Origin of the sequence: Bifidobacterium erythrocebi, assembly GCF_012932675.1 — a bacterium.
In the GTDB taxonomy this organism is placed as follows: domain Bacteria; phylum Actinomycetota; class Actinomycetes; order Actinomycetales; family Bifidobacteriaceae; genus Bifidobacterium; species Bifidobacterium erythrocebi.
Map to the genome: position 1 here is coordinate 22,593 of NZ_JAAIIF010000007.1, position 24,699 is coordinate 47,291.

Sequence of the window (24,699 nt, forward strand, 5' to 3'; positions counted from 1 at the left end):
GGCGGCGTACACTGATGCCTCATGCAGGAACGGGAATTCTGGCAATTGCTCGAAGAGGTGTTCGGACGCAGCTACGGCAAGGCGTTGGCACATGACCAGCAGTTGACGAGACTGGACGACATGACGGTCATCGAGGCGTTGGAAGCGGGGCAGGAGCCGCGCGTGGTGTGGAATGTGCTGTGCGACCAGATGGACATCCCCGATTCGCGGCGATGGGGGCATGACCATAATGCACCGCCCATGCCGGCGAAATAGGGCCGTGCTTCTCCATACGCGCAACGCGCCGTGTCCGGGCGCGGAATGATGGGCGTTTCACGCTCGTCGGAACAGCGATTCGAACAAATGTTCGCATATGGGGTATAGTTGTCCACAGCGAATATCACGAGCGTCAGCGACGGATATCGCTGATAACGGCATGGAAAACGTTGCCCCTGTTGGGTTTTGCGCAAATCGTGCAGATTGTGAGGGGTGTGTCGACCACAGGGGTCGATGCGTCTTGACCGGGCATGCGACGTGTCCATACCGTGGAGGCATGTTCGTCAACTGATTCCTGAAGGAGAACACCATGGCACAGAACACCAGCGCCGATCAGACGAAGCACGAGCTCGATCCAAGGCGCAAGGCAGCCCTCGACACCGCATTGGCGCAGGTGGAGAAGAGCTTCGGCAAGGGCTCCGCAATGAGGCTGGGGGACAGACCGGAACAGAACGTGGAGGTCATCCCCACCGGTTCCCTCGCACTTGACATGGCGCTTGGCATCGGCGGCCTGCCGAAGGGCCGCATCGTCGAGGTGTATGGTCCGGAATCCTCCGGTAAGACCACGTTGGCGCTGCATGTCGTCGCCAACGCGCAGAAGGCCGGTGGCGTGGCTGCGTTCATTGACGCCGAGCATGCGCTCGACCCGGTGTATGCGCGCAAGCTCGGCGTCGACACCGATTCCCTGATCGTGTCGCAGCCCGATAACGGCGAGCAGGCTTTGGAGATCGCCGACATGCTTATCCGTTCCGGCGCGTTGGACGTCATCGTGATCGACTCCGTCGCGGCTCTGGTGCCGAAGGCGGAGATCGAGGGCGATATGGGAGACAGCCATGTGGGCTTGCAGGCGCGACTGATGAGCCAGGCCCTGCGCAAGATGACCGGCGCGCTGGCGCAGGCCGGCACCACGGCCATCTTCATCAACCAGCTGCGTGAGAAGATCGGCGTCTTCTTCGGCAACCCCGAGACCACCACCGGCGGCAAGGCGCTGAAGTTCTACTCTTCGGTCCGTCTCGACATCCGCAGGATCCAGACCATCAAGAACGGCGACGAGGCGGTCGGCAACCGCACCAGGGTCAAGGTGGTGAAGAACAAGATGGCCCCGCCGTTCAAGTCCGCGGAATTCGACATGCTGTACGGCGAGGGCATCTCCCGCGAGGGTTCCGCGCTCGACATGGCCATTCAGGTCGGTGTGGTGAAGAAGTCCGGCTCCTGGTTCACCTATGAGGGCGACCAGCTTGGCCAGGGTCGCGAGAACGTGCGTAAATTCCTGAAGGACAATCCGGCCATCACCGAGGAGATCGAGAACAAGGTCAAGGCCGAATTCGGCCTGATCGACCCCATGGACCAGTTCGCCGAGGACGATGCTACCAAGGCGGCGGCCGAAGCCGACAAGAACGTCGAGGCGGTGTCCGCCAGCGAGAAGAACTCCGAGCCGAAGCAGGATACGAAGCATGCCGGTGCCGCCAAGGCGAAGCCGGCGGCAAAGGCCTGACGGATGATCTCGGCTCAGGATTTCCTGAAACGGCATCCGGTCGATGCCGATGCGGGGGAGCGGCGTACGGTGCCGGAGTATTCCGGCAGCGCCGCCCCTCTTTCGCCACATACGTCGTATGGCGATGACGGCAGGAGAAGCAACGGTTCCGGCAGAGGCTCCGACGGCAAGTCGTTCGACCCGTCGGACTTCGATGCATGCCGTGAGGCCGCGTTCCGTCTGCTCGATGCGGCCGCGCGTTCCACGCAGACGCTGCGACGCAGGCTGCTCGACAAGGGCTATGACGAGGATACTGTGGACGATGTGATCCGCAGGCTGATCGAACTGGGACTGCTCGATGATGAGGCATATGCCCGGTCGGTCGTCAGATACTGCGTGAGCCGCATGATGGGAAGCCGCGGCACGGTGATGGAGCTCCGTCGCAAAGGCGTGCCGGCATCCCTTGCCGGCAAGGTCACCGGAGAGGCCGCAGCCCAGGGCGTATTCGAGGAGGCGGCTTGGGAGCTTGGGCGCTCGGTGGCCAGAAAGACCCGTGGACTGGATAGGCAGGTGCGTATGCGACGCTTCTGGTCGGCGGGCGGGCGCAAAGGTCATGATGCCGACACGCTCCGGCGTGTCGCGCATGAGCTGTTGAACGACTGATACGGCGTGTCGCAGCGTGTCGCGCTGCGACGCCGGCGTATGTCGGGGCCGGCAATCCCAATCCCATAGGGGGAGTGAGGGTGCATGTTTCGTGGGTCGCCGCCATTGACGGGAAAAGAAAAAGCGAGACCTCTTATACCCCGGGTTCTGTCGTGTGCCATGCACACGGATGGCCATCCATCTCGACCCAACGTTGCCGTTGGGCTCTAGCAGCCTACCCGATGACACGGGCGAGCAGCCCTTACCGTCATCTGTTTGGCCTTGCTCCCGATGAGGCTTGCCAAGCGGCCCGCTGTTACCAGGGGCCCGGTGGTCTCTTACACCGCCGTTTCACCCTTACCTTCCGGCTGAAACCGGAAGGCGGTCTGTTCTCTGTTGCGCTATCTCTCAGGTCGCCCTGGGCGGACGTTATCCGCCATCGTGCTCTGTGGAGCCCGGAAGTTCCTCAACCGTGCATGCGAACATGCCCGATCGCGGCCATCAAGAGGTCTCAAACGCACAACTATACCAAGTAATTTCGAATATGAAAAGCCAAGGAAATTCACAGATTTTTTTGCGGTTTGTTCCCGCCGTTTCCCCAAAGCTCGTTTACAATGAGACGTACCCGGTCAGTGAAGACACGGCTGGAACGCAAATAGCGGGTAACACCGCTTGAGTTTATCTAGGAGGTCCACATGGAAATCGTCATTACCGGACGTCACACTCAGATCAAGCAAAGGTTCCGTGATGTCGTTGAGAGCAAGATGAATCGTGTGACCGCTATCGCCCCCGACGCGCAGCGTGCTCAGATCGTGCTGTCGCACGAAGGCAACCCGCGCCAGGCAGACACCGCCAAGCGCGTGGAAATCACCATCATCGCAGGCAGCACCGTGGTTCGCGCAGAAGCCTCCTCGGCAGACGAGTTCAGCGCACTGGATATGGCGCTCGACAAGCTGACCCTGCGTCTGCGCCGTACGCGCGATCGTCGCAAGGACCACCGCCGCGGTTATGAGAACCCGGTCCCGGTCGATCTGGGTACCATCGAGCCCGAGACCGAAGTGGTCGAGGAAGAGGCGCCCGCCGATGTCGAGAACAGCCCGGCCGCAGCGGTCGCATCCGATCTTGGCCCGGGCGAGTCCGTCGAGGTCCAGGTCGGCGACACCCCGATCGTGATCCGTCGCAAGCTGCACATCGCCGAGCCGATGACCATCGACGAGGCGCTGTACGAGATGGAGCTGATCGGACACGACTTCTTCCTGTTTGTGAACAAGGAGACCGGCCGTCCGTCCGTCGTCTACCATCGTCACGGCTGGAGCTACGGTGTGTTCGAGATCGATACCCCGGAGCATGTGAACTGACGATTGTCCATTACGGCGATCATGAGTCGATGAATCGATAGAAGGTGGGGCCCACACCGTGCACATACGGTGTGGGCCCCGACTCATGTGGCCGAATGTCTGGTATGTGGCGCGGCAATGGCGGTGTTATCGGCAATGTCGCGTAAGATAACAGGCAGTGTGCCCGGACATCATGGCATAGAATGCCTCACGGGTACTTATTATCGCGACCGACACAGGAGCAGAACGTGGTAGATATTGTCGATAAGGCACTGCGCATGGGCGAAGGCCGTCAGATCAAGAAGCTTGAGGGTGTCGCCAAGGCCGTGAACGCTCTCGAAGATGAGATCTCAGCGCTTTCGGACGAGGAACTCAAAGGCCAGACTGCTAAGTTCAAGCAGCAGCTGGAGAATGGCAAGAGCCTTGATGAACTGATGCCCGAAGCATTCGCAACAGTGCGCGAGGCTTCCAAGCGTGTTCTCGGACAGCGTCATTTCGATGTGCAGCTTATGGGCGGTGCGGCCCTGCATTGGGGAAACATCGCCGAAATGAAGACAGGTGAAGGCAAGACCTTGGTCGCCACCCTGCCGAGCTATCTGAACGCTTTGGAAGGCAAGGGCGTGCACGTGGTCACCGTGAACGACTACCTGGCCAGCTACCAGAGCGAGATCATGGGCCGCATCTACCGTTTCCTGGGCATGAGCGTGGGCTGCATCATCACCGATCAGAAGCCGCCGGAGCGCCGCAAGCAGTACAACGCGGACATCACCTATGGCACCAACAACGAGTTCGGCTTCGATTACCTGCGCGACAACATGGCATGGGAGAAGGCCGATCTGGTGCAGCGCGGGCATCATTACGCCATCGTCGATGAGGTCGATTCCATTCTTATCGATGAGGCGCGTACCCCGCTTATCATCTCCGGCCCTGCCGAAGGCGACGTCACCCGCTGGTACCGCGAGTTCGCCAAGCTGGTCGTCAAGCTGACCCGCGACGAGGACTACGAGGTCGACGAGAAGAAGAAGGTCGTCGGCATTCTCGATCCGGGCATCACCAAGGTCGAGGACTTCCTGGGCATCGACAACCTGTACGAGCCGAACAACACCGCCCTGATCGGTTATCTGAACAACGCCATCAAGGCGAAGGAGCTTTTCCTGCGTGACCGTGACTACGTTGTCACGCACGGCGAGGTGCTGATCGTCGACGAGCACACCGGCCGTGTGCTGCCCGGCCGCCGCTACAACGAGGGCCTGCACCAGGCCATCGAGGCGAAGGAAGGCGTGGAGGTCAAGCCCGAGAACCAGACCTTCGCCACCATCACCCTGCAGAACTACTTCCGTATGTACGACAAGCTCGCGGGCATGACCGGTACCGCTGAAACCGAGGCGGCCGAGTTCATGAGCACTTACAAGCTGGGCGTGCTGCCGATCCCGACCAACAAGCCGATGCAGCGCATCGACCAGGAGGATCTCATCTTCCGCACCAAGAAGGAGAAGCTGGCCGCCATCGTCAAGGACGTGGCCAAGCGCCATGCCGCGGGTCAGCCGGTGCTGCTCGGCACCGCGAGCGTCGAAAGCTCCGAGGTCGTGTCCACGCTGCTCGATGTGGCCAAGATCCCGCATCAGGTGCTCAACGCGAAGCAGCACGACAAGGAAGCCGCTGTCGTGGCCGTCGCAGGCCGCAAGGGCGCCGTCACCGTGGCCACCAACATGGCCGGCCGTGGTACCGATATCATGCTCGGCGGCAACGTCGAGTTCCTTGCCGACGCCAAGCTCAAGGCCGACGGCTACTCCCCGGAGGACACCCCGGACGAGTACGAGAAGCGTTGGCCGGGCGTGCTGGCCGAGATCAAGGAGCAGGTCAAGGACGAGCATCAGGAGGTCGTCGACCTGGGCGGCCTGTATGTGCTCGGCACCGAACGTCACGAATCCCGCCGTATCGACAACCAGCTGCGTGGTCGTTCCGGCCGTCAGGGTGATCCGGGCGAATCCCGTTTCTACCTGTCCCTCGAAGACGATCTGATGCGTCTGTTCAACACCCAGCTCGTCGCCCGCGTCATGGCCAAGGGCCTGCCGGAGGGCGAGCCGATCGCCGCCAAGAGCGTATCGAAGGGCGTGCGCACCGCACAGAAGGCGCGTGAGTCGCAGAACTTCGAGATTCGTAAGAACGTGCTTAAGTACGACGATGTGATGAACAAGCAGCGCACCGTCATCTACGCCGAGCGTCAGGCCGTGCTCAAGGGCGAGGATATCCACGAGGACATCCTGCGGTTCATCTCCGACACCGTGATGAGCTACGTCAAGGGCGCGAACAACGGTTCCGACAAGCCTGCCGACTGGGATTGGGAAGGCCTGTTCAAGGCGCTGAACAGCGTGATCCCGACCGACGTGACCATCGACGAGGCCAAGAAGGCCGCCGAAGGCAAGAAGGGCGAGAAGGCAGCCGAAGCCGTGCGCGACGTGATCGTCGCCGACGCCAAGGCCGCATACGCCGGCTTCGAAGACAAGCTGGGCGGCGAAGGCCTGCGTCAGCTCGAACGCCGTGTGGTGCTCGCCGTGCTCGACCGCAAGTGGCGTGAGCACCTGTACGAGATGGACTACCTCAAGGACGGCATCGGCCTGCGCGGCATGGGCCAGCGCGATCCGCTGGTCGAATACCAGCGCGAAGGCTACCAGATGTACAACTCCATGATCGAGGCGATCAAGGAGGAGACCGTGCAGCTGCTCTTCCACGTGGACATCCAGCAGGTCGCCGAAACCGAGGATCTCGACTCCGAAGCCGATGAGGACGCCGCGGTGAACGCCACCCAGGCTGAGCTCGGCATCGCGTCCTCCGCCTCCGCCGGCACCGAGGACGAAGGCCCCGACGAGGACGGCGATGAGGTCACCCGCGACGAGGACGGCAACCCGGTCATCGTCGGCCCGGCACCGGTCAGCCACGCCGAAGGCAAGGTTCCGGCCAGCAAGCAGCCGAAGAGCGAGGAGCTGAAGACTCCGTGGGCCGACGGACGCACGTTCCCCGGCACCGGCAAGAACGCTCCGTGCCCCTGCGGTTCCGGTCGCAAGTACAAGATGTGCCACGGTCAGAACGAGCAGTGAGCCATGCCACGAGGCTGACGCCATGATGTGGCGCAGCTGAACGACGTATGGAGCCGTCCCACCCCGCAACAGGGGTGGGGCGGCTTTTGCGTTGTGCCCTGGATCGTCGGTTCGTCGCGTCTCGCCGATGACACCGGGGCCGGCCGGATATCGTGATACGGACGTTCGCTGGTATGGAAATAAGAAATCATTACAATAAAGCGACAAATCAATCAACAGACGCGGCATCGCGTCAAGGAGGGCATCATGGCCGAAATCACATGGAAGTCGATCCTCACCAAGCTGGTCGGAGGGGACCATCTGAGCGCAGAGGAATCCGAGTGGTTCGTTGATGACCTCATGAACGGCAACGCCAATCCGGCCGCCGTGGGCGCGGTGCTCACCACCCAGCAGCAGCTGGGGCTCACCGCCGACGAGGTGCGTGGCGCGGCCAAGGCCATGGTCTCCCATGCCATCCCGCTGGATATCGAAGGCGAAACCACCGATATCGTCGGCACCGGCGGTGATGGCGCCTCGACCGTGAACCTGTCGTCCATGGGCGCGGTGATCGCGGCAGCGGCCGGCGTCAAGGTCGTCAAGCACGGTAACCGTGCGGCGTCGAGCGAATGCGGTACCGCCGATTGCTTCGAGGAGCTTGGTCTGCCGCTCGACCTGACCCCGGAACAGGTGGCGAAGGTCGGCAACGAATGCGGCATCGCCTTCGCCTTCGCACGCGTCTTCCACCCCGCCATGCGGTATGTGGGCCCGATCCGTGCGGCACTGGGCGTGCCCTGTGTGTTCAACGTGCTCGGCCCGCTCACCAACCCCGCAAACCCGAAGCATATGGCCATCGGCTGCGCCAACAGAGCGATGAGCCCCATCATGGCCGCCGTCTACGCCGCCAACGGGCAGACCGGCATGGTGTACACCTCCAATGAGGGTCTGGACGAGATGGCGCCGACCGGCCCGATCTCCGTGTGGGAATTCAAGGACGGCAAGGTCAGCGAAACCGAATTCGACCCGACCGTGGAACTCGGCCTCGCCAAGGTCACTGTCGAGGATCTGAAGGGCGGCAAGCCCGCGGTCAACGCCCAGGCCATGCGCGACCTTCTCGCCGGCAAGAGCGTTCCCTTCCGCTCCACGGCGTTGCTGAACGCCGCATCCGCCATCGTCGCGGACGGCCACCAGGTGCCTGCGGATGGTACGCTCACCGAGCGTTTCAAGGCCGCCTACGCCATTGCGGAGCAGACCGTGGACTCGGGCAAGGCCGAAGCCCTGCTGGACAAGTGGATCGCCACGGCACAGGCAGCCAAGGCCTGATCTGATCCAAGCGTCTGTGCGTTTTCGTACTGTACGGGGCGCGCAGCGTATAAACGGGGATGATACGGAAATAGGCTTGGAACCGTCTCTTACGATGGAGACGGCCCCAAGCCTATTCGTTTGCCCAGCACGTGCCACGGCAGGGACACGTGCACAACGGGTTTGATGAGTGCGCTACCTACACGCGCGCACCGTCATCGAAATAGTCGGTGCGTGTCTCGCTATGCCCCTTATGCTGGGCGATCAGCCCGACAGCACCCAGCAGCACGCATACGCCGCACACGGTGCCGATGATGCCGGTCGACGAGGGCAGGAACACCGAGGCGATGACACCAGCCACGCCCACAATCAGCAGAATCCAGAACACCGCCTTCGACTTCTTCACCGGTCCGATCTTCGGATTCGGCGGCACGAAATCATCGCCGTACCGATCCATCACGTCATCGGTGTCCAGCCAGCTGGAACCGGTGAAATCGCGCGGACCATGCGTGGCCCCGGTCTTTGCGAAGGAATCCGCGGTCAGATCGTCGACACTGAGCAGAGCCTCCTTCTCCTTGCGCTGGGCATGCTTCTCGAAACGCTTCGCATTGCGCGATTCGGCCACATCGTTTAGATCATCCTGATGCTCGGCCTCGAACGCCGCCCAGGCGGCATCCAGATCTCCCGAGCCGGTCTCGCCATCCGGCGTGTGCTGTGACCGCTCGTCACCCGCGTTGGTATTGTTAAGGTCAGTCATATGTACCACTGTAAACCACGGTGAGCATTGAGTGGAAAGGAATGCCAGGTGCTGTATTGGTTTTTCGTCAACGGGTTCGGTTTCATCGCCCGCCATCGCCTTGGCCCGGCCGTCACCGGTCTGGAGAACGTTCCGCGTGAAGGCGGCGCGATCATCGCGGCGAATCATCTGGCCGTCATCGACGACGCCCTGATCCCGATCACCTGCCCGCGCATGGTGCACTTCATGGGCAAGGCCGAATACTTCGAAGGCAAGGGCCTCAAGGGCAAGTTCAAGAAGTGGTGGTTCACCTCGGTGGGCGTGTTCCCCGTGGACCGTTCCGGCGGCAGCAAATCCCTCGGCGCGCTCGAACACGCACGCGAGATCATCGAGGACGGTCACCTGTTCGGCATTCACATCGAAGGCACGCGCAGCCCCGACGGACGCCTGTACAAGGGGCATACCGGTGCCGCGAAGCTCGCATTGGAAACCGGTTGCCCAATCGTGCCCGTCGCGATCATCGGCTCGGACAAGCTTCAGCCAGTAGGCACGGTCATCCCCAAGAAAGGCAAGACCCAGGTGCTGTACGGCAAGCCGATCGAAGTGCATAAGAAGGCCGCGGACGAGATCACGCACGAGGATCTGCGCTCGCTGACCGATGCCGTCAGCAAGGCGATCCAGAAGATGAGCGGTCAGGAGTACGTCGACGAGTACGCGCAGAAGGTCAAGGCCCGTATGAAGGAAGAGGCCGCCAAGGCGGAGGCCGAAGGCAAAGCCGAGCAGGCCGAGGAAGCGAAGTAGCGTATTGCAGAACCGATTGCGCGGTTCCGCAGTTCCGGCCGGATAAACGGTATATCACTATGTTGAGGGCTGGCAGACGTCATGGTCTGCCAGCCCTCAACGCGTATATGGCATCCGGCAGTGCCGGAACGCAACGAACCGTCACACGACGGTCAGCGTTATCACGGTCGGATTGCCGTCCCCGTCGCGTACACGTACCTGATCGCCGGCGTCGGGGTTTTGCAGGCGCACCACATGCGTCAGGTCGCCCAACGGGGCCGACTTCTTCACGTCAAGGCCCAACGCCTTGAGCATCTTGCTCGCCTCGTCGTAGGTCTTGCCTACCACGTTCGGTATGGTCACGGTCTCGGGGCCCTTGGAGATCACCACTTCCACAGCATCGCCCCAACGCAGCTGCGTGTCCTTGTCCACGGACGTGGAGATCACATTACCGGCGGCGACGGTATCGCTGAATTCCTCGGTGAACGTCGCCTTCAGCCTCAGATCGTCGAGCGTACGTGCGGCCTCGTCCTTCGAACGTCCGACGATATCCGGCATGGTCACCGGCATCGGGCCCTTGCTCAGCGAGACCGTCACTCGTGCACCATGCCTGAGCGTGGTGCCGGGTTCCGGTGTGATTGACAGTGCCGAGCCTTCGGGGGCGGTCAGCGAATACTCGTCCTTGGCGGCATCATGCTTGATGTTGGTGAATCCGGCCTGTTTCAAGGCTTCCAAGGGGCTCTTGCCGTTGGCGCTGGTCGTGTCGAGGATGTCGCTGGGGATGGTCGCCATGCGGATGCCCTTGGAGACGACGACGTTCACCTTCAGATTCTGACGCATGCTGACATGGCTGTCTACCGCGACGGGCGAGCCGTTGACGTTCGCCGAGACCACATGCCCCTCGTCGACGGTATCGCTGTATTCGCGCGTGACGCCATAGGGGATGCCGGCATCCTTCAACGAACGCTCATACTTCTTCCAGGAAGCGCCTTCCAGGGAACAGGCGGAATCCGCCTTGCAGGTCACATCGGCGGGCTGGGGAATCTTCCAGTAGCTTCCCGGACCCATGAAATACCACCAGGCGCCGGCGGCGCACGCCACGGCGGCGATCAGTGCGGCGACGGCGATGATAAGCGCCTTTTTCCCGCGCTTCGCCGATGCGGAGGATTTGCCGTTGCCTGCGGCGGGAGCGCCGTCCGCCGGCAACGCCGTGGTGGCGTTCGTCTCGGACGCCGCGGCGGCGTCGTGCCCGGGTGCGCCCATCACCTGCGTGGCGCCGGCATTGATGGGAACCGTGCTATTCGGGGTGCCCGGGCGCATAGGTGCCGTTTTGGCCGATGCCGCATCGGCTGTCCCCGGCGTGGAACCTGCCGTCACAGGAGGTGCCGGGGGAGCAGGGATGACAGGAGCGTTGCCGGACGCCGTGGCGGGCTTGCGATACATCCATGCATCCTGATCCAAAGTGGCGCAGAGCTGCTGCAGTTCGCGCAATGCCGTGCCGGCATCGGCGGGCCGTGCCTCCATGGAGCGTTGCGTGAGATGTTCGATGAAACGGGATACCTCCGCATCGATGCCCGGGCATTGGGACGCCACGGACGGTACGTCCTCATGGACATGCTTGAACACCAGCGTCACCGGATTCTCGGAGATGAACGGCACCGAACCGGTCAGCATCTCCCATGCCATGATCCCCACGGCATACAGGTCGCCCTGTGGCGTCGCCTCGTTGCGTTCGATGGTCTCGGGAGGCAGATAGGCGGCAGTGCCCAGCAGCATGCCCGTGGAGGAAAGCGTGGCCGCCGAGGCGACCTTGGCCAGGCCGAAGTCGGTGATCTGCACACGGCCGCGGTCGTTGAGCATGATGTTCTCGGGTTTGATGTCGCGATGCACCACGTTCGCCTGATGCGCCGAGGCGAGCCCGTCGAGGATCTCTCCGATGATGCGCAGTGTTTCGCGCACGGTGAACGTGCCCTGCTGGTTCATCTCATAGCGCAGGTTCACGCCATGCACGTATTCCATCACCAGATAGGCGAGCCCGTTGAACTCGCCGGTATCGTACACCTGGACGATGTGGGGGTTGGCGATCTGCGCCGCCGACTGCGCCTCCCTGCGGAATCGTTCGATGAACTGCTCGCGGTGCGCGCCCTGCGCCAGCTGCGTGTGCATCACTTTCAGCGCGACGGTGCGATTGAGCCGTTCGTCGGTCGCCTCGTACACCGTCGCCATGCCGCCCTGCGCGATTTCGCGCACGACACGGTAGCGGCCGTCGATCAGTTGGCCTTGGGATGATGCGTCTTCGCTCATGGCTTATCGTCAAATCCTTGATATGAAAAGAGTCCGTACGTCGGTTCTGCCAATAGTTTAGCTTCTGGTGATGTCCGGGACGAAGCGTGCGCACGCCGTAAGAAGATCCGTTTCGCGGCTCTTCCCAAGGCCGCAGTCGCGAACGGCCTGCGCCGCCTCGTTCCACAATGCCTCGATGCGCCGGCGGGACCGTTCCACGGCACCGGTGGATACGAACAGCTCGATGGCCCGGCTCACATCCGATTCGCTGCGCGAGTCGGCCTCGAACATACCGATCAGCTCGCGCTGTTCTGCCGGGGCGGCGGAGGCGATGGCGTCGGCCAGCAGCACGGTCCGCTTGCCCTCTCGGATGTCGCCGCCGACGGGTTTTCCGGTGGTACGGCTCGAACCGATCACGTCGATGAGATCATCTTCAAGCTGGAACGCAAGGCCAAGGGGCCGGCCGATGGCCATCGCCTGCTCGCGGGCCTGCTGCGGGGCCAGACCGCAGCCCAGCAGTGCCAGCTCGATGGGGGCGATGGTGGTGTAGCTGGCGGTCTTCCAGCGGAACACGTTCAATGAGGCGTCGGCCAGCGCCTCGGCGTCCTGCAGGGGGGCCTGTTCCACGGCAAGATCCAGGATCTGGCCGATCTCGACCTCGCGCTGCATGTTCAGGAACGCGGAGGTCATCGCCGCGGCACGGGGCAGTCGCGCTGCGGCCTCGTCGGCGATGTCGATGCACACCGTGGCCAGCAGGTCGCCCAGCATAAGGCCCAGCCCCCGGCCGATGGCGGCGCTTCCCGTACTCTGCTCCAATGCGCGGTGCGCACTGGGCTTGCCGCGGCGCAGATCGGAATCGTCGATGATGTCGTCATGCACCAGCGCGGCGGTCTGGAAGACCTCCAAGGCGCAGGCCACGTCGAGCATAGCGTCACGGGCATCGCCGGCACCGCCGAAGGCGTCATAGGCGGCGAGCACCAGCAGCGCGCGAAGGCGTTTGCCCCCTTCGCTGCTGGATATCGCCTGCCGCGTGACCGCTTCCATGATGTGGCGGCAGGCATCGGGCATCGGGGCTTCTTGGGGCATGGCGGACCATGTACCTACCAGGGAGACGATGCGGGACTCGATATTCGAACGATCGGCGTCAGTGTTGCACATGCCTTCTACGGTATCCTCAGCGTGCTACGAATGGCGGCCCCTGATGGTTTTCCAGTATTTCCAAGGGCTCGTGGCGTGTCGACCACAATCCCCTGACGGGCGTGCGTTCCAGGGCCTGCACAGGCCATACTGTTTGCACACCGCCACGGAAGACGGCGGCGACGGAACACATCGAGGAGGATGACATGACGGCGGATCATATGGAATCGGCAATCTGCAAGGCGCATGTGGGTACGGGCGATAAGCGCGGGGCATGCGGTACCGGCCGCGTTGCCGGGAACGTGGCCGGAAGCGCGGCCGAGAACGAGGGAAATGCTGGCCGGCGGCATGCCCACGGTGCGGATAAAAGGAGTGCGGATCGGGGGAGTGTGGCGTCGGCCGATCCCGCGGCATGCGAGGAGTTCTTCGACTCGCTGGAGCCCGTCTGCGGGCATGTCGCCGACGACCTGCGCGAGAGGCTGCATCGTGAGAGGCTTCGAAACGGCCCAGGGCGTGCGGACGGCGATTGGATGGAGAAGCCGCTGCACGTGTGGCTGGACAGGCTCGACCGGGGGATGATCGATCTTGACGGGGCGATGCTCCCGTTGGCGGTCGGCATCAACGAGGTGCTCTCGATGCGCGACGCCCTGATCCTTTCGGTGGTGGGCGATGCCACCATGCGCGACCCGCGGATGCTGATGGATATCGTGCGCACGCCGCATGACAGACGCGTGGCGGCCGCCGTGCACAAGGCGCTGTCCGCCGAATTCGACGATCGGGACGGCCCCGACCGTGCCAGATGCCGCACGGCGGTGCTCATGCTCGCCGCCATGGCCAAGGTGATGCCCGAACGGATGAAGGTCCAGCCGCTGGCGATCATCTCCTATATATTGTGGTGGATCGGGGATGGCAGGGCCGAAACCTATGCGCTCAGCTGCCTGTCCATCGACGAGGAATGTTCGCTTGCCGCGATCGTGCTGAAATCGGTGAGGAACGGATTGTATCCGGCGTGCTGCGACGGCTGACGGGCAGTGGCGCGTAGGCATGATTCGACCGGAATCGCGGCTTGCCCGGCATATTCGGGAATAATCGTCCCTATCAAGTGGTTAACTCACATAGTTGACGATTTGCCCTTGCCAGAAGTGTGCCCATATGGTATACGAGGCGGGGTAAGCATTCCGCGAGGAGGGATAGTTTGGCTACCAAGAGCACAGCGGCCGCTGAGAACACCGAACAGGTACAGGACGAGGCCAAGGCCGTTTCCGCCAAAAAAGCCAGTGCCACGCGCAAGACTGCCGCGGCCAAGAAGACCACGACCAGGAAGACCACGGCTAGGAAAACCACCAAGTCCGGCGAAGAGACCGGCACCGTCAAGAAGAAGTCCGCCGCCACCAAGAGCACGAAGAACGCGAAGGGCTCCCGGTCCAAGAAGAAGGCCGAGGACGAGCTCGAGGACGTTGACGAATTCGGTGACGAGGCCGATCTGGACGAGACGAAGGACGATCTCGACGTCGATGATGTGGACGATCTCGACGGCATCGACGGCGATTCCGACGACACCGACGATGACGACGACGATTACGACGATGACGACGAAGATGATGATGACGACGAGGATGAGGACGACAAGTCCGACGCTCCGGACATCAGCAAGCAGAAGGGCGCGTTCGTCGTCAGCGATGACGATGACGACGACGAGGAGGTGAAGCCCCGTCGACGCCGCGGCAAGATCGGCAATCCGAAGCGTCGTGTCGTCACCGCCGGCGCCACCGCCGATCCGGTGAAGGACTACCTTAAGCAGATCGGCCGCGTCAGCCTGCTGAACGCCGAACAGGAGGTCGACCTGTCCGAACGCATCGAGGCCGGCCTGTACGCCCAGCATCTGCTGGACACCGAAGGCGACACGATGGACTTCAAGCGCAAGCGCGAGCTCAAGTGGGCCGCCAACGACGGCAAGAAGGCCAAGGACCACCTGCTGGAGGCCAATCTTCGACTGGTCGTGTCGCTGGCCAAGCGTTACACGGGCCGTGGCATGCTGTTCCTCGATCTGATCCAGGAAGGCAATCTGGGCCTGATCCGCGCCGTCGAGAAGTTCGACTGGAAGAAGGGCTTCAAGTTCTCCACCTACGCCACGTGGTGGATCCGCCAGGCCATCACCCGAGCCATGGCCGATCAGGCCCGCACCATCCGCGTGCCCGTGCACATGGTCGAGGTCATCAACAAGCTGTCGCGTGTGCAGCGCCAGATGCTGCAGGATCTTGGCCGCGAACCCACGCCCGACGAGCTGGCGCGCGAGCTGGATATGCCGGTCGAGAAGGTGCAGGAGGTGCAGAAGTACGGTCGTGAGCCGATCTCGCTGCACACCCCGCTTGGCGAGGACGGCGATTCCGAGTTCGGCGATCTGATCGAGGATACCGACGCCATCGCACCGTCCGACGCCGTGGCCTTCTCGCTGCTGCAGGACCAGTTCAAGCAGGTGCTTGAGACGCTGTCCCCGCGTGAATCCGGCGTGATCAAGATGCGTTACGGCCTGGAGGACGGCCAGCCGAAGACGCTGGACGACATCGGCCGCGTGTACGGCGTGACGCGTGAGCGTATCCGCCAGATCGAATCGAAGACCATGTCGAAGCTGCGCCACCCGTCTCGTTCGCAGACGCTGCGCGACTTCCTCGATCAGTGACGACATTGCTTCCCCGGGGCCGAGCCTTGGGGAAGCTTTTTGTCGTGGCATGGATACGGAAATCAAGTGGAAGAGGCACATGGCTAAAGAGGATTACGGCGCGAAGGATCTCGCCGTTCTTGAAGGACTTGACGCGGTGCGCAAGCGCCCGGGCATGTATATCGGCACCACCGATTCGCAGGGGTTGATGCACTGCCTGTGGGAGATTATCGATAATTCCGTGGATGAGGCGCTGGCGGGATTCTGCAATGCCATCGTCGTCACTCTGCATACGGACGGATCGATCACCGTGGCCGACAACGGCCGAGGCATTCCGGTCGACAAGGAGCCCAAGACCAAGCTTTCCGGTGTCGAGGTCGTGCTGACCAAGCTGCATGCCGGCGCAAAGTTCGGCAACTCCTCGTACAACGCGGTGGGCGGTCTGCACGGCGTCGGCTCGTCGGTGGTCAACGCCTTGAGCTCGCGTCTTGACGTGGAGGTCGATCGCGATGGCAAGACCTACCACATGGCCTTCCATCAGGGCCATCCCGGCGTCTACACCGACGCCGACCCGGCGAACCCCACGCCGGACGCTCCGTTCAAGCGCACCCGCAAGAACAGGCCCACCGAGCTCGACATCATCGGCAAGGTGCCGCCGAAGAGGACCGGCACGCGCATCCGCTACTGGGCCGACCCAGAGATCTTCAACAAGACCGCCGAATTCTCATACGAACAGCTGGTCGATCGCGTGCGCCAGACCAGCTTCCTGGTGCCGGGGCTGAAGATCACCGTCATCGACGAGAACATTCCCGAGTATCTGGAACCGGCCGAGCCTGCTGCCGATCAGGGCGCGCAGGCGCAGGCCGAATCCGATGGCTCCGAGACGAGCAGCGCTGCCGAATCCCCGGCTGCGGAGCACGACGAGTCCGCCGGTCCGGCAGCGCAGGCGGCGCAGGGCGAACAGGGCGACGAGGATCTTGCGCTCAACGAGGCCGAGATCATTTCTGACGGCGCGTTCGGCAAGCAGGTCGATCACCCGCGCGTGGCCGAGTTCCTGCACAACGGAGGCGTCAAGGACTTCGTCGACTACCTGTCCAAGGGCGAGCCGGTCAGCGATATCTGGCGCATCCAGGGCGAGGGCACCTATGAGGAGGAGACCCAGGCCGTCGGCAAGAACGGCGAGCTGCATGCGGAGAAGATCACCCGCACCTGCGGCGTGGACATCGCGTTGCGTTGGGTGAACGGCTACGACACGGTGATGCGCAGCTTCGTCAACATCATCGAGACGCCGGGCGGCGGCATGCATGTGGACGGTCTGATGAACTCCATCACCCGTCAGGTGCGCAAGACCGTCGAGGCGAACGCGCGCAAGCTCAAGGTGAATCTCAAGGATTCCAACATGAAGGTGGAGCGCGACGACATCATGGCGGGCCTGGTGGCCGTGGTCACGGTGCGCATCGCCGAACCGCAGTTCCAGGGGCAGACGAAGGACGTACTCGGTACCGCGCAGGTCAAGCCGATCGTCACGCGCATGACCGACAAGCAGTTCGGCGAGATGATTACCGGTTCCAAGCGCGGCTACAAGGAGCAATCCAACCGCGTGCTGGAGAAGATCGTCGGCGAGATGCACGCCCGCGTGCAGTCGCGCAAGGCCAAGGAGGTGACGCGCCGCAAGAACGCGCTGGAATCCGCGTCCATGCCGGCCAAGCTGTCCGACTGCCAGCCGGGTAACGACGATGTGGCCGAACTGTTCATCGTGGAGGGCGATTCCGCACTCGGCACCGCCAAGGCCGCGCGCAACGCCGGGTTCCAGGCGTTGCTGCCGATCCGAGGCAAGATCCTGAACGTGCAGAAGGCCTCGATCACGCAGATGCTGTCGAACAAGGAATGCGCCGCCATCATCCAGGTGGTGGGCGCCGGCTCGGGTCAGAGCTTCGACATCGAGCAGTCGCGCTACCACAAGATCATCATGATGACCGATGCCGATGTGGACGGCGCGCACATCCGCATCCTGCTGCTCACCCTGTTCTATCGGTATATGCGCCCGCTGATCGAAAACGGATACGTGTACGCGGCCGTGCCGCCGCTGCATCGCATCGCGTTGACCGGCTCGCACAAGGGCGAGTTCATCTACACGTATTCCGATGACGAGCTCGCCGGCAAACTCGCCGAACTCGACCGCAAGCACATCGGCTACAACGACGATATCCAGCGTTACAAGGGTCTGGGCGAGATGGATGCCGACCAGTTGGCGGACACCACCATGGACCCGCGCACGCGTATGCTGCGCCGCATCCGCATGGAAGACGCCGAGCAGGCCAGCGAGATCTTCAGCCTGCTGATGGGCGACGACGTGCCGCCGCGCAAGGCGTTCATCGTCGAGAATGCCGACGACTTCGACCGCTCCAAGATCGACACCTGATCTGCATTCCGCCGCATGCCCGCGTCGCGTCGCGTCCGTGACCGCGATCGCCTGCGCATGCGGCGAACGAAAGCGAAGGGCCGCTCGGGAATTCCCGGACGGCCCTTCGGCGTGCTTGCCTGTATTGCCTGATTAGCGGTTCAGCCACAGATCGAGCTTGTATTGGTTGAGCTCGGTGTTCGGATCGTAGCCGTCCTCCAGGCGCTTGCGATACATCGCCGCCAACTCGTCGCCGCGGCCCAGGGCCTCCAATGCCGCTTCGCGCAACGTCTCCCATTCGTAGGGCACGACATCTTCGGGGAACATCACCATGGTCTGGTTCGGATTGTCGCGCTCCACCAGATCGATGAAGTCGATGAGGTCGTTCCAGCGACCGGCGGCGATGAGACGTGCGGCATAGGTGTCGGCAAGCGGCTCGGTGGTGTGATGCTCGCGCAGGAACGCGTCGGCGGCATCGGCGTCCCCGCTGATGCGCATGAGATCGTGGCGCAGGAACTGCACGGCGTGGTCGAACTGGTGGCGTGCGGTGGCGACCAGTTCCCGTTCCGTAAGCAGCGACGGATCAAGCGAGGCGAGATTGTCGAGATCGGCGGCGCTGAGCTGCACATCGTCGGCACCGGCATGTTCATCCGTCGGCATCGGCCGGTTCGTGAAATCGTCCATCGAGGCTATGGCATTGGTCAGCGCGTCATAGGCGAACATGCGGGTGTCGTCCCATTGCGCGAACGACAGGCCGCACGACAGCAGTTCCACCATCTGCATGGCGTTCAGCCGGAAATCGTCGCTGCAGGCGACCGTGGTGATCATGCGCAGCGCCTGTTCGCCCGTCATCGGATCGGCGTTGCAGGCCACGGCATCCATATACACGCGCACGTTCTGGATCAGGTCCTTGAGATAATCGAATCCCTCGTTGTCCCGATCGGCTACATTGCCCACGAATTTCGCGGTCATCTCCAAGGCCTTGGCGAGATTGCCCACGGCGTCGACCCAGCGGGTGCTGACCATGGCGTTGCCGACCACGGCATCCACACCGCTGAGCGCCTGCGAATCGAGATGGAAGGTGGGCATGTCGGCGCGCGGCATCTCCACGCCGGTTTCGGTGCGCTCCGCGGTGGGGACGATGGCGGCGATGGAATCGAAATACCACTGCATGGGCATACTGATGACGTTGTCCGCGTCGGATAGGGGAGCGACGGGCGCATCGTTGCGGTTCTCGGCGTCCTGTTCCGAGGCCTTGCGGATAAGCTGGTTCCATAGAATCGTCGGACCGTCGAATTCGCCCGATTTGAGCCAGCCGTTGTCGACGTAATCGCTGAGTTCCTTGACTTCATGCCGGGCATCGACGTGTTCATGAGATATGTTTCCCATAGTCACCTTTCCTGCACTGGCAAGGCTACAACCTGCGCTGGTCGAATGGCGTGGGCATGGCACCGTGGTGCGGTTTCGCACATCGATCGGGAACGATGCGGTTCGCTGAGAGCAAATCATCCTCAAAAACGACAAAACAATGTGAAATGTCGAATAATATAGTTTATGTAGTCATGCGGTTCGCAGTGATCGCACGACGGGAAAGAGACCGGCGGAGAGCAGGACAATTCAAAGTTCTCTCATCTCCTTTGGCTGAATACCTGATCGAAGCCGGCCCCTTTCCGCTTCTTTTTCCCTCGATTCCCCGGAAGCCGCAAGGCTCCGGGGAATTTTGCATTCCGGGTCGTCCACCTTCGTCTCCTGCCGGCTTCCACGGATTGTCCTTTTGGCTAAGCGCCTTCGACAATATGCTCATGGCGCGCATATACTGGGGTGTTGGTTGAGAGAGCGACAGATTGGAACATGGTGTTGCAGGATAGCGACGACAACGACGGTAACGACGGCAAGAACGGACAACGATTGGAACACGCGCCGCATGCGGGTTCGGCGGACGTGCTGCGCGAAGCTGTGCGGAATGCCGGGCGGGCGATCGGCGGCCTGTGCGCCTCCGCCGCACGGGGGCTGCGCGCGGCTGGCAATACGATGGGAAAGCGGTGGCGGATCGTGACGGATGCGCTCAATCCCAAATCCTCCTCGACTATGAATGCGCAACAGGTGTTCCGCATCCGCCGGGTCGTCGTGTTCTCCGGCATAGCGGTCGTCGTGCTGGTCGTGGCCGTCGTCGTGGGGGTGTGCGTGCATGCAAGCCACAGCACCCAGCCCGGCAAACCCGCCGAGGTCGCCACCGCACAGTCCGGCAAGACAGGGCAAAAGGCGACTGCGGATACGAAGGATACGGCGAAGAAGAACGCGGCGAAGAAAGACACGAAGGCCGCCGCGAAATCGACCGCACAGGAAACCGCCAAGGACCAGGCCAAGAACGAAACCCAGAAGAAACTGGATGCGCTCGCCGCGTCGATCAGTGGCGACGAATCCGCATCTATCAAGGCCAAGGCGGACGAGACCGCGAAGAACAGCGGCAAGGACGTGAAGCAATACACGTATTGCATCGCCGGCAAGGGCAATGTGGGTTCTCTGGACGGATTCGCCAACACCGTATACCGCGTGCTCAACGACCCGCGCGGCTGGCCGCGCGCCGGAGCCACCTTCGTCAAGGGCGACGGCGACGCATGCAACTTCACGGTGGTTCTTTCCGAAGCGAAGTACATGCCGACGTTCGATTCCGGGTGCAGCACCGAATACAGCTGCCGTGTGGATGGCAACGTGATCATCAACCTCGACCGTTGGAACAACGGCATCGGCGACTGGATGAAGGCCGGAGGCGATCTGGCGCGCTACCGCACCATGGTGATCAACCATGAGGTCGGCCATGCCCTGGGGCACAACGACAACGAGAACACCTGCGCCGGGGCGGGGCAGTCGGCACCGCTCATGCAGGAGCAATCCATGCACCTCGACGGATGCAAGGTGAACGAATGGCCGCTCGACATCGAGCTGTGGAAGAACTGAGCGCAGGCCCCTGCGCAGGCGGCGCCGGTTATGCGATACGCCCGGTCAGATACTTATAGAACTCCGGGTCCAGGGGCTTGGCCAGATGCAGGGTCGAGAGCACCACATTGACGGAACTCGTCCCGTCGGCTCCGGGCTTGCGCACGGCACGCATATGAGACACCGAAGCGACATGCCCGAGATAGTAGTACTTCTTATCGGCCTCCTCCTGCTTGCGCATCACGAACAGCGGCACGAAATGCGTGTCGTCCCACTGCGAGGTGCCGGCGTCCTTGCGCAGCCATACGAATTCCGGGGAGGTCGGAAGCCGGTTGTTCTTGCTGTACCAGTCCATCTCCTGCGTATTGAGGAACCGGTCCTCGTACTGGCTCGCCTCGTATTTGACGAGAATGGGCATCGTGCCGGTCTCCGTGTGGCATAGATAACCGCCGACGTTCTGGCCGTTGACCTCGCTGCGCCAGCCGCACAGCCGCTCGATGTCGGTCAGCGTATAACGATGCCCGTAGAGGAAACCGTGGTCGAACGCCAGCTGCTGATCCTGCGCATCCCCGAACAGATCATGGCAATTGAGCAGACCCGTACGCAACGTGTCGGCGAAGAACACGCGGAACGTCCCGTTGCTTTTCAGCAGATCCACGAACGGCTCGCTCAGCGAGATCCGCCCGTTGCTCCGGGAGATCAGGGGAACGCCGCCGAAGCGGCTTGCATTCTGCTTGGTGAAATAGGAGTAGTCCAGCACCCTCAACGCGGACTCCCACTGCTCATCCGCATCGTCGGCCATGGCGAACTCGCTGCGGATCGAGCGCCGAAGCGTCTGCTCATCCATGGAAGGGGCCGGTTCCCAATGCATGAGATGGTCCAGACGTTCGTCGCCGAACCTGCAGAGAGCGTCCAATACCACCAGCTCATGCGGTCGGATACCGGGCAACAGCAGTTCCGTGGCCATTTTCAGTATCCCGTCCTCAACCGGAGAAGTCGGCTCAAGCATGTCGGCAAAAGTCTGCGAACCGCCGCTGCGCTTGCCGGTCAGACTGCGCTCGCAGGCACGGACGAATTCCAGATACGAGGCGGTGAGAATGCCGCCGCTCTTGCTGCTGCGTCGCAATGCGAGCGTACCGGGTAGCGACGGGTCGTGGGCGTAGACGTCCGTGAGCATGGGGATGCGCCCGATCTGGAACCGGATTTGCCGGTACTCTTCGGAAAGCTGCTTCATATTGGACCAGTCGGCCGTGTCGAGGGCATTGAGGATCCGTTCGCGGGAGATGGGATCGAAACTGATGGAACTGAAGCCGATGCTGTTGCGGGCGGCGATGTTCTTATGGGGATTGCCCTTCCTGCCGTACAACGCGATGGGAATGAGGAAGTTGTTGGCGTAATTGCCGATGAAATCGATGACGGTAACGCTGCTTTTGTGCGCGAATTTGCGGAGGCCTCGGCCAAGCTGCTGGGTGAACACGATGCTGGATTCGGTGTTGCGCAGCATGACGATCTGATTGATCGCCGGAACATCGAAGCCTTCGTTGAACAGGTCGACGGTGAAGATGTAGTCAAGCCGGTTCTCTTCAAGGTCCTTGACGGCCTGCCTACGTTCCTCCTCCGAATTCCTGCCGGTGACGGCACGGGTGCGGTAATTGCGTTCCTCGCGCTCGTAATACCGTTCATTGAACAGGTCCGAGAGCCGTTCGGCCTCCTCCTGCCGGCTGCAGAACACCAGGCCGGTCAGATCCTGGTCGTAAGGCGTGTACCTGCGCAGCTGGTCGATGATGTAATCGACGCGCCTTGCGTCGGCAAGCTGGCCGATCTCGTAGGTCAGCTGATCGCGCTGCCCGGATGTGAGGTCGCCGTTCACCTGTATGCTCTCGGGCGACCGGTCGCCATCCGCCATTCCCAGATACTCGGCGATGCCGTAATAGTGGAATGGGCAGAGCATATCCTCGTCCAGCGCCTGCTGGAGTCTGATCTCATACGCGACGTTGTATCCGAACATCTCGAAGATGTTCACCCCGTCGGTACGTTCCGGCGTCGCGGTCATACCGAGCATGAAATCCGGCGTGAAATAGTCGACGATACGCCGGTAGCTTTCGGCGGACACGTGGTGCGCCTCATCGATGAGAATGTAGTCGAAATGCTCCTTGCCGAAGGCGGCCAGCGTTTCGGGATTGGACAGCGTATTCACCATGGCGAACACGTATTTGCGGTCACCCTGCTTGCTGTTGCCGGAAAGAATACCGAGCTCGGATTCGTCGCATCCAAGCACCTTGCGGTAGGATTCGCGTGCCTTGATCAGGATCTCCTCGCGGTGTGCGATGTACAGCATGCGCTTCGGCCGGAACTGCTTGACATCGAATGCCGAAAGGTAGGTCTTGCCGGTTCCGGTGGCGGAGATCACAATCGCACGGTGCTCGCCTTTGTCGCGAAGCTTGCGAAGATTCGCCAATGCCTCGCGCTGCATGCGATTGGGCTCGATGGTTTGCCGGGCGACGGATTCCAGAAGCTCCTTGCGCGGGGGCGCGGACTTTCTGAAATCATCCTCGTATTTGCTGAATTCCTCTTCGTATCGTTTGATCCAATCCTCGGTGAGCGGGATCGATTCGTCGATCTGTGACGAGATCTCATCGCGGAACTGGCCGATAAGCGTGCCGTTCTCGGACGAGGAGACCCGCAGATTCCATTCCCGCTGCGACACCAAGGCCGGGGGAGTCAGATTCGAGCTGCCGACATACACATTGAAGTAGGGTTTGCCGTCGCTCATATGACGCGCGAAGACATAGCCCTTCGGATGGAACGCCCTGTTATTGGGATTCTGATCATGGCCTTCCCAGATTCGCACGTCCACATGTGCCTCGTTCTTGATGCGCAGCAGCTCCCAGAACGCCTTGGGATTGTTCCACATGTTCTTCGTGGAGGTGATCAGCCTGCTGGTGCCGCTGTGCCGGCAGTGATCCAGAAACGGCTGGAACAGCGATTTCAACGCTTCGGAACTCACGAAGGCGACGGACATGTCGAAGGAATCGCTGTATTGCAGCTCGTTGCTCAACGCCGTTCCCATGGTGTCGTGGTACTGGTTCGAGATGAGACGAGGGGAGAAGGTGCCGGGGGCGTCGGCATTGCCTGCCACAAGTCCGGACGTCACATCCTCAAGCAGGGAATCGGATGGGGCGAGTTCGCTGTCCGAATGCATGTTGTCGAATCGCAAGACGGTTCACTTCCTTGCAAGATCCATGGCGGAGATGAGCCGGACGGCATTCCGGTCGGCCGGCGCCCAGCACAGCTGCGGCATATCGGCAGGGATGAGCCAGCGGATCTCGCGATGCTCCGTCAGATGCGGTGTGCCATCGATGAGATGACATACGAACGTGGTGAGTATGACCGAGCCGAAGTCATAGTCATAGGTGGAGGTGCACACCTCGTCGGCAACCTCGACCTCGCACAGCAGTTCCTCCTCGATCTCACGGTGCAGTGCCTCGCGTGCGGTCTCATGCGGCTCGATCTTGCCGCCAGGGAACTCCCAATAACCGGCCAACGATCTGCCTTCGCCGCGCCTGGCGCACAGCACCTTCCCGTCACGAACGATCGCCGCTCCGACGACATTGATGGTCTTCCTTGGTCCGCATGTGGCGTCTGCCATGCCGTGCCCCTTCCTGTGAGCCGAAATCAGGAC

16 protein-coding genes, 1 other RNA gene and 2 pseudogenes are annotated in these 24,699 nt (G+C 62.1%); 12 read left to right on the forward strand and 7 right to left on the reverse strand.

Annotated features, from left to right (window positions below; all coding sequences use genetic code 11):
- Window positions 1-21: 21 nt before the first annotated feature.
- From G1C98_RS03345 to G1C98_RS03355, 3 genes are all read left to right on the forward strand, one after another.
- On the forward strand, window positions 22-255 hold the full coding sequence (locus tag G1C98_RS03345; protein ID WP_169079247.1) for a DUF3046 domain-containing protein: 234 nt from the start codon (window positions 22-24) through the stop codon (window positions 253-255).
- Window positions 256-565: 310 nt separating this feature from the next.
- Entirely contained in the window at window positions 566-1,750 is a 1,185-nt protein-coding gene (gene recA, locus G1C98_RS03350) for a recombinase RecA (RefSeq protein WP_169079249.1), read from the forward strand.
- A 3-nt stretch (window positions 1,751-1,753) separates the two neighbouring features.
- Window positions 1,754-2,392: a regulatory protein RecX gene (locus G1C98_RS03355; protein WP_169079251.1), complete on the forward strand. Its 639-nt coding sequence runs from the start codon at window positions 1,754-1,756 to the stop codon at window positions 2,390-2,392.
- 120 nt (window positions 2,393-2,512) lie between these two features.
- Here the strand turns inward: G1C98_RS03355 and rnpB are convergent.
- Window positions 2,513-2,885, reverse strand: an RNA gene (gene rnpB / locus G1C98_RS03360) — RNase P RNA component class A.
- A 181-nt stretch (window positions 2,886-3,066) separates the two neighbouring features.
- On the opposite strand from rnpB, the gene hpf reads away from it, so the two are divergent.
- From hpf to trpD, 4 genes and pseudogenes are all read left to right on the forward strand, one after another.
- Complete coding sequence (gene hpf / locus G1C98_RS03365) at window positions 3,067-3,729, forward strand: ribosome hibernation-promoting factor, HPF/YfiA family (RefSeq protein ID WP_169079253.1); 663 nt, start codon at window positions 3,067-3,069, stop codon at window positions 3,727-3,729.
- Between the two features lie 227 nt (window positions 3,730-3,956).
- Window positions 3,957-6,480: pseudogene (secA, locus tag G1C98_RS03370) on the forward strand (preprotein translocase subunit SecA); the annotation flags it as partial.
- Window positions 6,481-6,614: 134 nt separating this feature from the next.
- Window positions 6,615-6,806, forward strand: a pseudogene (locus tag G1C98_RS09560) (SEC-C metal-binding domain-containing protein); the annotation flags it as partial.
- Between the two features lie 246 nt (window positions 6,807-7,052).
- Window positions 7,053-8,105, forward strand: a complete 1,053-nt coding sequence (gene trpD / locus G1C98_RS03375; protein ID WP_169079257.1) for an anthranilate phosphoribosyltransferase — start codon at window positions 7,053-7,055, stop codon at window positions 8,103-8,105.
- Between the two features lie 178 nt (window positions 8,106-8,283).
- On the opposite strand, the gene G1C98_RS03380 is transcribed toward trpD, so the two are convergent.
- Window positions 8,284-8,841 (reverse strand): hypothetical protein, encoded by a 558-nt coding sequence (locus G1C98_RS03380; protein ID WP_169079259.1) that lies wholly within the window; start codon window positions 8,839-8,841, stop codon window positions 8,284-8,286.
- A gap of 48 nt (window positions 8,842-8,889) precedes the next feature.
- Between G1C98_RS03380 and G1C98_RS03385 the strand changes: the two genes are divergently transcribed.
- Window positions 8,890-9,621 (forward strand): lysophospholipid acyltransferase family protein, encoded by a 732-nt coding sequence (locus G1C98_RS03385; RefSeq protein ID WP_169079261.1) that lies wholly within the window; start codon window positions 8,890-8,892, stop codon window positions 9,619-9,621.
- 141 nt (window positions 9,622-9,762) lie between these two features.
- On the opposite strand, the gene G1C98_RS03390 is transcribed toward G1C98_RS03385, so the two are convergent.
- Together G1C98_RS03390 and G1C98_RS03395 are read right to left on the reverse strand one after the other, a co-directional pair.
- A complete protein-coding gene (locus tag G1C98_RS03390) occupies window positions 9,763-11,904 on the reverse strand; it encodes a Stk1 family PASTA domain-containing Ser/Thr kinase (protein WP_169079263.1) in 2,142 nt (713 codons plus the stop codon).
- 57 nt (window positions 11,905-11,961) lie between these two features.
- A complete protein-coding gene (locus G1C98_RS03395) occupies window positions 11,962-13,041 on the reverse strand; it encodes a polyprenyl synthetase family protein (RefSeq protein ID WP_169079265.1) in 1,080 nt (359 codons plus the stop codon).
- Between the two features lie 185 nt (window positions 13,042-13,226).
- On the opposite strand from G1C98_RS03395, the gene G1C98_RS03400 reads away from it, so the two are divergent.
- The 3 genes from G1C98_RS03400 to G1C98_RS03410 all read left to right on the forward strand — a co-directional run bounded on the left by G1C98_RS03400 (window position 13,227) and on the right by G1C98_RS03410 (window position 18,101).
- Window positions 13,227-14,045 carry a hypothetical protein gene (locus G1C98_RS03400; protein WP_169079267.1) on the forward strand — a complete coding sequence of 273 codons (819 nt, stop codon included), beginning with the start codon at window positions 13,227-13,229 and terminating at the stop codon, window positions 14,043-14,045.
- A gap of 125 nt (window positions 14,046-14,170) precedes the next feature.
- Complete coding sequence (locus G1C98_RS03405) at window positions 14,171-15,700, forward strand: RNA polymerase sigma factor (RefSeq protein ID WP_335341281.1); 1,530 nt, start codon at window positions 14,171-14,173, stop codon at window positions 15,698-15,700.
- Window positions 15,701-15,779: 79 nt separating this feature from the next.
- The gene (locus G1C98_RS03410; RefSeq protein ID WP_169079271.1) at window positions 15,780-18,101 is read left to right on the forward strand and encodes a DNA gyrase/topoisomerase IV subunit B; all 2,322 of its coding nucleotides are present in this window, start codon (window positions 15,780-15,782) and stop codon (window positions 18,099-18,101) included.
- A gap of 132 nt (window positions 18,102-18,233) precedes the next feature.
- On the opposite strand, the gene G1C98_RS03415 is transcribed toward G1C98_RS03410, so the two are convergent.
- Complete coding sequence (locus G1C98_RS03415) at window positions 18,234-19,469, reverse strand: DUF6880 family protein (protein WP_169079273.1); 1,236 nt, start codon at window positions 19,467-19,469, stop codon at window positions 18,234-18,236.
- 462 nt (window positions 19,470-19,931) lie between these two features.
- Here G1C98_RS03415 and G1C98_RS03420 point away from each other — a divergent pair, with 462 nt between their 5' ends.
- Window positions 19,932-21,038, forward strand: a complete 1,107-nt coding sequence (locus G1C98_RS03420) for a DUF3152 domain-containing protein (RefSeq protein WP_205831873.1) — start codon at window positions 19,932-19,934, stop codon at window positions 21,036-21,038.
- Window positions 21,039-21,066: 28 nt separating this feature from the next.
- On the opposite strand, the gene G1C98_RS03425 is transcribed toward G1C98_RS03420, so the two are convergent.
- The gene (locus tag G1C98_RS03425) at window positions 21,067-24,219 is read right to left on the reverse strand and encodes a DUF3427 domain-containing protein (RefSeq protein ID WP_169079313.1); all 3,153 of its coding nucleotides are present in this window, start codon (window positions 24,217-24,219) and stop codon (window positions 21,067-21,069) included.
- A gap of 21 nt (window positions 24,220-24,240) precedes the next feature.
- Entirely contained in the window at window positions 24,241-24,666 is a 426-nt protein-coding gene (locus tag G1C98_RS03430) for a (deoxy)nucleoside triphosphate pyrophosphohydrolase (RefSeq protein WP_169079275.1), read from the reverse strand.
- Window positions 24,667-24,699: the final 33 nt, after the last annotated feature.